The organism is Pseudomonas sp. Pseusp18 (assembly GCF_059506005.1).
In genome coordinates this window covers 970,312-980,000 of record NZ_CP169240.1, presented here as the reverse complement: position 1 = coordinate 980,000, position 9,689 = coordinate 970,312, and the positions used below count along the sequence as shown (strand labels likewise).

Genomic DNA, 9,689 nt, shown 5'->3' with positions numbered 1-9,689 from the left:
ACCTGCGCGGCTGGTGCTATGGCTGGTCGGGTCGCGTTCGCTGGCGCTGACGCTGCGCCTGCAAGGCATCGATATCCGCCTCAATGCGGATCAATGCACGATCATTCCCGTCGGCACTCATGCCTTTATTCATCTAATCGATGTACCGCTGAACACCGCCCTACCCTGCGACACGCTGATCGAGTACGACCTGCTGATCACCGAGGCGGATGGCGCTCCGTCGGGCATCGCCGAGTGGGCACCTCACCTACTATATGGCGAAGCGCGCTGCCCGAACTTTGTGTTGCGCTCACAGATCGATCAGTTGCTGCATGGCTCCTGCCGTAAACCTCACCATCCGGCGGCCGATGGCTTGCTGTGTGTCGACCGGTTGCTCGCGTCAGAGCCGGACGCAAGCAAGCGTCCTGCTCTATTAATGATGAGCGGCGATCAGGTGTATGCAGATGATGTCGCGGGGCCGATGTTGCGTGCGATTCATGCCTTGATCGAACATCTGGGGTTGTTCGACGAACACCTCGACGGCGCAGTAGTCAGCGACAGCGCCAGACTCTACGAACATCCGGCCAGTTACTACCATCGTGCGGATTTGTTACCGGCGCTTGAGAGCAACGAAACCCTGCGCGAGCGATTTTTCGGTGGGGTGAGTAAGCCGATTTTCACCAGCAGCAGCGCCGACAATCATTTGGTGACCTTCGCCGAAGTCATGGCCATGTACCTGCTGGTGTGGTCGCCAACGCCCTGGACGTTGATCGCGCCGCAACCACCGACACTGACGCCCGAACGACGCAAGCGTTATGCCCTGGAGCAGACGCGCATCGATGGGTTCAAGGCGGGGCTGGGTGGCGTCGCGCGAGCGATGGCGCATTTGCCATGCCTGATGATTTTCGATGACCACGATATTACCGATGACTGGAATCTTTCTGCGCAATGGGAGGAAACGGCCTACAACCATCCGTTCTCCAAGCGCATCATCGGCAACGCGCTGCTTGCTTATATGTTGTGTCAGGGTTGGGGTAACAACCCGGATGCGTTTGGCAGCGTACTGGAAAAAGCCCGGTTATTGAGCGTCACGGGGCAAGACCATCACCTCGACAGCGAGGTCCAGGACGAATTGATCGATGAACTGCTGAGTTTTCAGCAGTGGCATTACGTGCTGCCCACCCGCCCGGCGCTGGTGGTGCTCGACACCCGCACCCGGCGCTGGCGCAGCGAGATGAACCTCAAGCAGCCGTCAGGCCTGCTGGATTGGGAAGCGCTCAGTGAGCTGCAACAGGATTTGCTCGATCATCCTTCGGCGATCATCGTTTCACCGGCGCCGATCTTCGGCGTCAAACTGATCGAAACGGTGCAGCGAGTGTTCAGCTGGTGCGGTTATCCACTGCTGGTGGACGCCGAAAACTGGATGGCTCATCGCGGCGCGGCGCAGGTGATCCTGAATATTTTCCGACACTCCCGCACACCCGGTAACTACGTGGTGCTGTCCGGTGATGTGCACTATTCCTTCGTCTATGAAGTATTGATCCGACACCGCAAGGCCGGTCCGCGTATCTGGCAGATCACCAGCAGCGGCATCAAAAACGAATTCCCACCCGCCCTGCTCGAATGGTTCGACCGCCTCAACCGTTGGCTCTACTCGCCCCGCTCCCCCCTTAACTGGCTGACCAAACGCCGACGCATGCGCATTGTTCCGCACATTCCCGAACACGCCGAAGCTGGGGAACGGCTGTGGAACTCGGCAGGAATTGGCCAAGTGTTCTTCAATGAAAAGGGCCAGCCACAGGAAATTTATCAATTCAATGCAGATGGATCGCCGAAGACGCGAATGATTGCGCCAGAAATGTCCGAAACAGCCGACTGACTTTGCACGAACGACCATGAGCAATCATTACCCGGCGACCCTAAACCTCACTCGAACCCTGATCATCGGCAACTCCGGCTCGGGCAAGAGCTGGCTGGCCAAACGACTGGCCGAGCATCTGCAAGTGCCTTGGACCGATCTCGACCTGATTCACTGGGTATCCGATGAACACAGCATCGCCCGTCCCCGCAACGAAGCACTGGGAATGGCGCGGGTGGCGGCGAGTGAAGAGCGCTGGGTTATCGAGGGTGTTTACGGCTGGATGGTCAGCGAACTTCTGGAGCAGGCCACTGCGCTGATCTGGCTGTGTCTGGAGGACGAAGATTGTGTGAGCAACATTCGCCAGCGAGAAGCGACGCGGGACGAGAAGGAAGAGTTGATGATTGCGTTACTCGATTGGGCCGGTAGCTACCGTACTCGCGAAGACTCCAGTGGGTTTGCCGCGCATCAGCGTTTGTTTGAAGGGTTTAGCGGTTCGAAACGCCAACTGATGAATCAGGCTGAAGTCTCGGCTTTCGTCAGTGCGGTGCAACCAACCGACTGATCGTCCCTGCCGTTTTCTGCGTGCGAATCGGACTCCTACATTGGACACGACTAGCTGGCGAGATTGTCAGAATGGGATTACATCGTTCGCAGAAACGTCTTGAAGAAGCTTCAGCGATACTTTAACCCAAGCGTGGATATGTCGTCTGCGTAATGACCACTCGTAGGTGTCGCCTTGTCATCATGTACTCATTTCTGTACGTTCTTTGCATTGAGCGAGGACTACAACATGCAAACCATCAACTACACCACCGCACGTGCACATCTGGCCGAAACCATGGATCGGGTCAACGAAGACCGTGCCCCATTGCTGGTTACCCGCCAGAAAGGCGAACCTGTGGTGATGATGTCTCTGGCGGAGTACAACGCTCTCGAAGAGACAGCCTATCTGCTCCGTTCTCCAGCCAATGCCGAGCGGCTGATCAAATCAATCGGTAACCTGCGAGCAGGGAAGACCAAAGTCAGGCAACTTATCGAAGAATGAATATCGAGTTCACTCCTGAAGGCTGGGACGACTATTTGTGGTTTCAGCAAAACGATAAGGCCGGGCTCAAACGAATCAACCTACTGATCAAGGCGATCCTGCGTGAGCCCTTCGAAGGTTTGGGGAAACCTGAACCGCTCAAACACAACCTGAGCGGCCTCTGGTCACGCCGAATCACCTCCGAGCATCGTCTGGTTTATGCAATCGAGAATGGTGAGGTGCGCATCGTGCTTTGCAGGTATCACTACTGAGCACATTCAGGCCGCTTTCACCGCCCGCCCCACTCCTCTGACAATCATTTCCACTTCCCGCTCATCGATCGTCAGCGGTGGCAGCAGGCGAATGGTCTTGCCCCGTGTCACGTTGATCAGCAAACCGTGATCCCGTGCGGCGATCAGGGTCAGGTCGCGGATTGGTTGGGCGAGTTCGATGCCGACCATCAAGCCCTGGCCGCGGATCGCCAGGACGTTCGGGTCGTCGGCCAGTTCGACGCGCAATCTGGCAAGCAGGCGTTCGCCCTGAAGTCTGGCGTTTTCCAGCAGGCCTTGTTCCTCGATGATCTCCAGCACGGTGCAACCCACCCGACACGCCAGCGGATTGCCGCCGAATGTACTGCCGTGGCTGCCGGGTGTGAACAAATCTGCGGCTCTGCCCCGGGCCAGGCAGGCACCGATGGGCACTCCGTTACCCAGGCCTTTGGCTAAGGTCATGACGTCCGGGATGATGCCTTCGTGCTGGAACGCAAACCACTGGCCGGTACGGCCGATGCCGGTCTGGATTTCGTCGAGCATCATTAACCAGGCGCGCCGGTCACAGAGCTCGCGCACCGCTTTGAGATAACCGGGCGGCGCCACTTGCACACCACTTTCGCCCTGAATCGGCTCCATCAGAATCGCCACAATGCGTGGGCCGTGGGCTTTCTGCGCCTTCTCCAGGGCAGCAAGGTCGCCGAATGGCACTTTAATGAAGTCCCCCGGCAACTTGTTATACCCCAGGCGCACCGCCGGGCCGTCACTGGCCGACAAGGTGCCGAGGGTCCGGCCGTGGAAAGCGTTCTCCATGACCACTATCAGCGGCTGCTCGATGCCTTTGTGCCAGCCGTAAAGCCGCGCCAGTTTCAGCGCGGTTTCGTTGGCTTCGGCACCGGAGTTATTGAAGAACGCCCGCTCCATGCCCGATAGCCGAACCAGTTTCTGCGCCAGCCGCTGTTGCCAGTCGATGCTGTACAGGTTGGAAGTATGCAACAGCAACCCGGCCTGTTCGCTGATGGCCGACACGATTCGCGGGTGGGAATGGCCGACGTTGGTCACCGCCACACCCGCCACCGCGTCCAGGTATTCACGACCGGCCTGATCCCACAGGCGCGTGCCCAGGCCTTTGCTGAAACTCAGGGCCAGTGGTTGGTAAGTGCTCATCAGGCAGGTGGCGGTCATGACATCAAGCTCCATCAATGGTCGGTGTTTTTGCAGTATGGTTAGCCACCTGAGCTGGATAAACATTGCAACACTTCAATCATTTTAAAGCTGGGCTTGATAATGGATTTATTCCAGGCAATGACGGTTTACGTAAGAGTGGTGGAAGCCGGCAGCATGACCGCCGCCGCTTTGCAATGCGAAATGTCCACGACCATGGTCGGTAATCACCTGCGGGCTCTGGAGCAACGCCTGGGTGTGCGCTTGCTCAACCGTACGACACGGCGTCAGCGTTTGACGGAATTCGGCACGGCGTACTATCAGCGGTGTCTCGAAGTGCTGGGGCTGGTGGCTGATTCCGAACGCCTGGCCGAACAAACCCTCGATGAGCCGAGCGGCACTCTGCGCATCACCGCACCGCTGACCTTCGGCACAGAACGGCTCGCGCCGGCCCTGAGCGAATTCACCCTGCGCTGTCCGCAAGTCAAACTCGACGTCGTTTTGACCAACCAGCGCCTGGACTTGCTCGACAACGGTTTCGACGTGGCGATTCGTCTGGGCACGACCGAACTGTCCAACATGATTTCTCGCCCGCTCATCGACTACACGATGACCCTGTGCGCATCGAAGGATTATCTGGAGCGTCGAGGCACACCGGAGAAACCCGCCGACCTGCAACACCATGACTGTTTGGCCTTCGCCTACCCGGCCGGAGATGACTGGCACTCGGTAGCCAAACAATGGCGCCTGAAGGGGCCCGAAGGTGAAGTCATGGTGGCGGTCAGCGGGCCGATGTTGATCAACAGCTCGGCGGGGCTGCATCAAGCAGCGCGAACCGGCATGGGCATCGTGATGGTGCCCGATGCGCTGGTGGAGCAAGACCTTCGGGACGGAAAACTGGTGGCCTTGATGCAGGACTACCAACTGCCAAGTCGGCCGATGAACCTGGTGTATGCCCAGGACCGCTACCGTTTGCCGAAATTGCGCAGCTTCGTTGACTTTGCACTGCAGTGGTGGGGCAAGCACTAGCCGGGGCAATACGCCATGAACTAATCTCCTCGACTGACGAGTCACGTTAATATCAGGACGGCAGGGAGACCGATGATGGGTGAGGCATCGAAAATCGAGCCGTTGAAGTTCGATCTGTCAGATTTTAACGAAGACATGCTGCACACCATTCTGGAACTGGTCAGCGATGGTATCTGGGACTGGAACGCCAACACCGGGTTCGTCTATCGCAACCCCGGGTGGTACGAGATGCTCGGCTATACGCCTCATTCCCTGGATAACAATGTGTTGACCTGGGAAAACGTGATCCACCCCGACGACTATTCGCGGGTCATGGCGTTGTTTGATGACTACCTGGATCAGCGCGCTCCCGGTTATCAGGCCGAGTATCGCTGCCGCATGCGCGATGGCACTTACACCTGGATCGAGGATCGCGGCTACGTGCTGGCACGTAATGCCGACGGCTCGGTGGCGCGAATGATCGGCGCGCACCGCAGCATCGAAGACAAGAAACGCCTGATCGAAGAAATGGAGCGGCGTAATCAATCCCTGGAAGCCATCGTCAAGGAACGCACTCGGGAGTTGTCCCGGGTCAATCAGCAGTTACAGACTCAACTCGAAGAAAATCGCAAATTGGCAGAAACCGATGTGCTGACCGGCATCGCCAATCGCTATCGACTGGAGAAAACCCTGCCCAAGGAATGCGACCGCGCCCAACGCTTCCGCGAACCCCTGTCGCTGATCGCCATGGACCTCGATGACTTCAAAAACATCAACGATCACTACGGTCACGCCCTGGGAGATGCAGCGTTGGTGCAAGTGATCGAGAGTGTGAAGCACTGCGTGCGCAAAGGCGATCTGTTGGCGCGCTGGGGCGGTGACGAATTCATCCTGATTTTGCCCAATACCTTGTTGGCCGACGCCAGGTCACTCGCTGAAAGAATCCGTCATGGCCTGGCGAGCCTGCTGCCGGTCGGGGACTATCAAGTGACCATGAGTTTTGGCGTGGTGCAGCGCTTTGAAGAAGAACAACAGACCGGGTTGCTGGCCAGGGCCGATCAGGCGTTGTATCGGTCGAAAATCGCGGGCAAGAACCTGATTTCTGGGTGAGGCGACTCCGTCCTGTCAGCCGCCCTGCATGCCCGCTTTCACCAATACTGGTTTTTCCTGATACCGATCCGGATATAGCTGCTTCAACTGCGACACTTTCGGCAGGTCATTGATCACGATGTAGGGGTACGTCGGGTGCTCGGTCAGAAAATCCTGATGTTCCTCCTCCGCCGGGTAGAAACCGTTGTAGCTTTCCAGCTTGGTGACAATCGGTTTGTTGAACGAATGGGCAGCACCGAGCTGGGTGATGTAGGCCTGGGCGACGCGTTGCTGTTCGGTGCTTTTCGGGAATAGCGCCGACCGATACTGAGTGCCTCGGTCCGGGCCCTGGCGGTTGAGTTCGGTGGGGTTGTGGGCCACCGAGAAATAGATCTGCAACAGGGTTCCGTAACTGACCTGAGCAGGATCGAAGGTCACTTCGACAGCCTCCGCATGGCCGGTGTCACCCTCGCTGACCCGTTCGTATTGAGCGGTATTGGCTGCGCCACCGGCATAACCGGAAACCGCATTTTTCACCCCTTTGACATGCTGAAACACGCCTTGGACGCCCCAGAAGCAACCGCCGGCAAAAACCGCCGTTTCGCTGTGCGCCTGGGTGGTTTCGTCAAGCGTCGGCGCCGGGATGACGACCGCCTCTTCGGCGCCTGCGAACGAGAATGCAGAGCACTGACCGATAACGCTGGCGGCGGCCAAACCCAGAAATGTGCGACGCCAGTTGAATGGGGTTTTCATGGGCTGTCTCCTGAATGAATGGGGGCTATCAACCAAAGGTAAACGCATACGCCGACACACCCGGATCGAGAAACTCGATGCTGAAAGTCCGGTCCTTTACGCCTGTGGTCTGGCGTACCAGTTGATACAACCGCTGCTCGGTGACGCTGCCGCGGCCATCAGGCGCGACGTCGATACCGTGGGCATCACCTGGGGGCTTGCCGTCGATCAACACTTTGAAACGCACCGGTTTGCCGTCAGCACCGGGGCCCAACACCAAGTGCAAGTCGCGAGCGTGAAAGCGATAGACGATACGACTGGCCGCAGCGTTTGAAACGGCCCGCTCCGGACCGACAGCCCATTGACCATCCAGGCTCCAGTCATTGAGGGCCAGTTGTGACGGTGGCTTATAGGCAGTCGCCTTATCCGGCACCAGGCTGGTTTCAGAGGCGAAATGCTCCATCCGCCGGTAGCCGACATAGGTTTCGGGGGATTGCACTTCATTCATGTCCGGGGCGAGTTGAACACCCTGGGCGTTGGCATTGATCAGCCCCTGCGCGACTTTCGCAGCTCCCGCCTCACGTAATAGTTGCTGAATCACTTGCTCGGATTCGGCGTACTTGCCTTCACCAAAATGGTGATAACGAATGCGTCCCTGAGCATCGGCAAAGTAATGGGCCGGCCAGTATTCGTTGTTGAAAGCACGCCAGATCTTGTAGTCATTATCAATGGCCACCGGGTAGGTGATGCCCAGGTCCTTCATGGCTTTGGTGACATTGCCTACATCCCGCTCGAAGGCAAACTCGGGCGCATGGACACCGATCACCACCAAACCCTGATCGCGATACTTCTCGGCCCAGGCCTTCACATACGGCAGGGTGCGCAGGCAGTTGATGCAGGAGTAAGTCCAGAAATCCACCAGCACGACCTTGCCCTTCAACGCCTGAGCGGTGAGTGGGGGCGAGTTGAGCCATTGCACGGCGCCGTCCAGGGATGGAAGGCTGCCCTCAATCGGCAGCGCGTTCGGCGCCTTCGCGGTCACTTTCATCGCATCGCCAGCGGCCATCATGCTGCCGGCGGGTTGATCGCCGGCCCGTGGAATCTGCGCCATCATTGTCCCGCTGTTGGCCGGTGTCTTACTGGCCAATCGGTTAACCAGCACCTGCTCGATGCCGCCGGTGGACGCCGTAGAAACCCGCGCCAGAATCCCGGTATCCAGCCCAAGGGCAATCGCCACCACACCAACCAGCATCGCGACGCCCAGGCCACGACGTAGCCACTCGCCAGCGCCTATCGAGCGCTTCATTGCGGCGAAGACCTTACCGCCCAGCAGCAGTGCCGCAGCGAGAGAAGTGGCGGCGCCGGCCGCGTAAGCCAATAACAACAGGGTGGTCGCGATGCTTGCCCCTTGCAGCGCCGCACCGGTCAGCAGCAAACCCAGAATCGGTCCGGCGCAGGGTGCCCAGAGCAGGCCCGTGGCGACGCCGATCAGGAATGAAGCGCCGGGACGCGGCCGGGAATCTACGCCCGCGGCTTGCGACAGCCGACCGCCGGCCGCCACCAATGGACGCGTCAGGCGTTCGGCCAGCTGCGGCAGCAACAGCGTCAACCCGAACAGTGCAACGAACAGCAACGCGAGCCAGCGACCGTATTGATTGACTTGCACCACCCAACCGCCGCCCACCGCCGCCAACGAGGCGACGAGCGCGAAGGTCAGCGCCATCCCCGCCAGCAGCGGCAAGCCACTTTTAATAAACGGCTGCCCGGTACGAGCGAAGACAAAGGGCAATACCGGCAGAATGCACGGGCTGACAATCGTCAGCACACCACCGAGATAAGCGAGGACCAGAAGCCACATATCGTCGACCTGCATGAAGTGAGTGAAAGGAAGTGTCCATGGATCACGCCTGTGGCTTGAAGGTCAGCGCCAGGCCGTTCATGCAGTAGCGCAGACCGGTGGGCTTTGGCCCATCCTCGAAGACATGCCCCAGATGACCGCCGCAACGACGACAGTGCACCTCTTCGCGCAATACACCGAAGGAGCGGTCCTGTCGGGTGGCCACCGCGTTGTCCAGGGGGGCCCAGAAACTCGGCCAGCCAGTACGACTGTCGAACTTGGTGTCGGAAGAAAACAACGGCAGATCACAACCGGCGCAGGCAAAAACGCCTTTGCGGTGCTCGTTGTTCAGCGGGCTGCTGTAGGCCCGTTCGGTGCCCTCTTCGCGCAGTATTTCGTACTGCTCGGCGCTGAGCCGGGCACGCCATTCGCTGTCGCTGTGGGTCACCTCGAAAACCTCCTGCGCGCGGGCTTCATCGACCAGCGCAACGCTTGTGGAAAATTTTGGCAATACACCGATCACCAGGGCTGCAGCCCCCAGCCCGCCGCTCGCTACAAGAAACTGTCGCCGTGAAAACATGGCCTTCTCCAAAATTCCAGGTGCCTTGCATGGAACACAGCCTAGGCTTGAGTTGATCGCCAAATCCTCACGAGGAGTTAAATAATTCGTGATAACTCAACCTCAGGAAAACCCGCACAATGTGTTCATTGCGTCACAAAGGATTG

10 protein-coding genes (1 of these 10 running past the window's edge) are annotated in these 9,689 nt (G+C 58.6%); 6 read left to right on the top strand and 4 right to left on the bottom strand.

The window, feature by feature from the left end; translation table 11 throughout:
- The 4 genes from ACEN9A_RS04260 to ACEN9A_RS04245 form a co-directional block, all read left to right on the top strand.
- Positions 1-1,858, top strand: the 3' portion of a protein-coding gene (locus ACEN9A_RS04260; protein WP_258672424.1) for an alkaline phosphatase D family protein. 80 nt of this gene lie to the left of the window's left edge; only the last 1,858 of its 1,938 coding nucleotides appear in the window; its start codon lies beyond the left edge, outside the window; it ends in the stop codon at positions 1,856-1,858.
- Positions 1,859-1,874: 16 nt separating this feature from the next.
- Entirely contained in the window at positions 1,875-2,402 is a 528-nt protein-coding gene (locus tag ACEN9A_RS04255) for a P-loop NTPase family protein (protein ID WP_258672423.1), read from the top strand.
- Positions 2,403-2,630: 228 nt separating this feature from the next.
- The gene (locus ACEN9A_RS04250) at positions 2,631-2,885 is read left to right on the top strand and encodes a type II toxin-antitoxin system prevent-host-death family antitoxin (protein ID WP_007940444.1); all 255 of its coding nucleotides are present in this window, start codon (positions 2,631-2,633) and stop codon (positions 2,883-2,885) included.
- Positions 2,882-3,136 (top strand): Txe/YoeB family addiction module toxin, encoded by a 255-nt coding sequence (locus ACEN9A_RS04245; RefSeq protein ID WP_007940443.1) that lies wholly within the window; start codon positions 2,882-2,884, stop codon positions 3,134-3,136. The genes ACEN9A_RS04250 and ACEN9A_RS04245 overlap by 4 nt, the downstream gene beginning before the upstream one ends.
- A gap of 6 nt (positions 3,137-3,142) precedes the next feature.
- Here the strand turns inward: ACEN9A_RS04245 and ACEN9A_RS04240 are convergent, their stop codons facing one another.
- Positions 3,143-4,318, bottom strand: a complete 1,176-nt coding sequence (locus ACEN9A_RS04240) for an aspartate aminotransferase family protein (protein ID WP_258672422.1) — start codon at positions 4,316-4,318, stop codon at positions 3,143-3,145.
- A gap of 102 nt (positions 4,319-4,420) precedes the next feature.
- Here ACEN9A_RS04240 and ACEN9A_RS04235 point away from each other — a divergent pair, with 102 nt between their 5' ends.
- Together ACEN9A_RS04235 and ACEN9A_RS04230 are read left to right on the top strand one after the other, a co-directional pair.
- Positions 4,421-5,326, top strand: a complete 906-nt coding sequence (locus tag ACEN9A_RS04235) for a LysR family transcriptional regulator (RefSeq protein ID WP_138866847.1) — start codon at positions 4,421-4,423, stop codon at positions 5,324-5,326.
- A 75-nt stretch (positions 5,327-5,401) separates the two neighbouring features.
- Positions 5,402-6,415 (top strand): sensor domain-containing diguanylate cyclase, encoded by a 1,014-nt coding sequence (locus ACEN9A_RS04230; protein ID WP_258672421.1) that lies wholly within the window; start codon positions 5,402-5,404, stop codon positions 6,413-6,415.
- A gap of 15 nt (positions 6,416-6,430) precedes the next feature.
- Here the strand turns inward: ACEN9A_RS04230 and msrA are convergent, their stop codons facing one another.
- Genes msrA through msrB form a run of 3 tightly spaced genes read right to left on the bottom strand, consistent with a single transcriptional unit; the run spans position 6,431 to position 9,543 of the window.
- On the bottom strand, positions 6,431-7,147 hold the full coding sequence (gene msrA, locus ACEN9A_RS04225; RefSeq protein ID WP_258672420.1) for a peptide-methionine (S)-S-oxide reductase MsrA: 717 nt from the start codon (positions 7,145-7,147) through the stop codon (positions 6,431-6,433).
- Positions 7,148-7,175: 28 nt separating this feature from the next.
- Complete coding sequence (locus ACEN9A_RS04220) at positions 7,176-8,984, bottom strand: cytochrome c biogenesis protein DipZ (RefSeq protein ID WP_258672419.1); 1,809 nt, start codon at positions 8,982-8,984, stop codon at positions 7,176-7,178.
- A gap of 43 nt (positions 8,985-9,027) precedes the next feature.
- On the bottom strand, positions 9,028-9,543 hold the full coding sequence (gene msrB, locus ACEN9A_RS04215) for a peptide-methionine (R)-S-oxide reductase MsrB (protein WP_019651784.1): 516 nt from the start codon (positions 9,541-9,543) through the stop codon (positions 9,028-9,030).
- Between the last annotated feature and the right edge of the window lie 146 nt (positions 9,544-9,689).

What these genes read in the sequence shown, in the direction of transcription:
- ACEN9A_RS04255 (WP_258672423.1), top strand. Translation starts at nt 1,875, where the DNA reads ATGAGCAATCATTACCCGGCGACCCTAAACCTCACTCGAACCCTGATC.
- ACEN9A_RS04250 (WP_007940444.1), top strand. Translation starts at nt 2,631, where the DNA reads ATGCAAACCATCAACTACACCACCGCACGTGCACATCTGGCCGAAACC.
- ACEN9A_RS04245 (WP_007940443.1), top strand. Translation starts at nt 2,882, where the DNA reads ATGAATATCGAGTTCACTCCTGAAGGCTGGGACGACTATTTGTGGTTT.
- ACEN9A_RS04240 (WP_258672422.1), bottom strand. Translation starts at nt 4,318, where the DNA reads ATGACCGCCACCTGCCTGATGAGCACTTACCAACCACTGGCCCTGAGT.
- ACEN9A_RS04235 (WP_138866847.1), top strand. Translation starts at nt 4,421, where the DNA reads ATGGATTTATTCCAGGCAATGACGGTTTACGTAAGAGTGGTGGAAGCC.
- ACEN9A_RS04230 (WP_258672421.1), top strand. Translation starts at nt 5,402, where the DNA reads ATGGGTGAGGCATCGAAAATCGAGCCGTTGAAGTTCGATCTGTCAGAT.
- msrA (WP_258672420.1), bottom strand. Translation starts at nt 7,147, where the DNA reads ATGAAAACCCCATTCAACTGGCGTCGCACATTTCTGGGTTTGGCCGCC.
- ACEN9A_RS04220 (WP_258672419.1), bottom strand. Translation starts at nt 8,984, where the DNA reads ATGTGGCTTCTGGTCCTCGCTTATCTCGGTGGTGTGCTGACGATTGTC.
- msrB (WP_019651784.1), bottom strand. Translation starts at nt 9,543, where the DNA reads ATGTTTTCACGGCGACAGTTTCTTGTAGCGAGCGGCGGGCTGGGGGCT.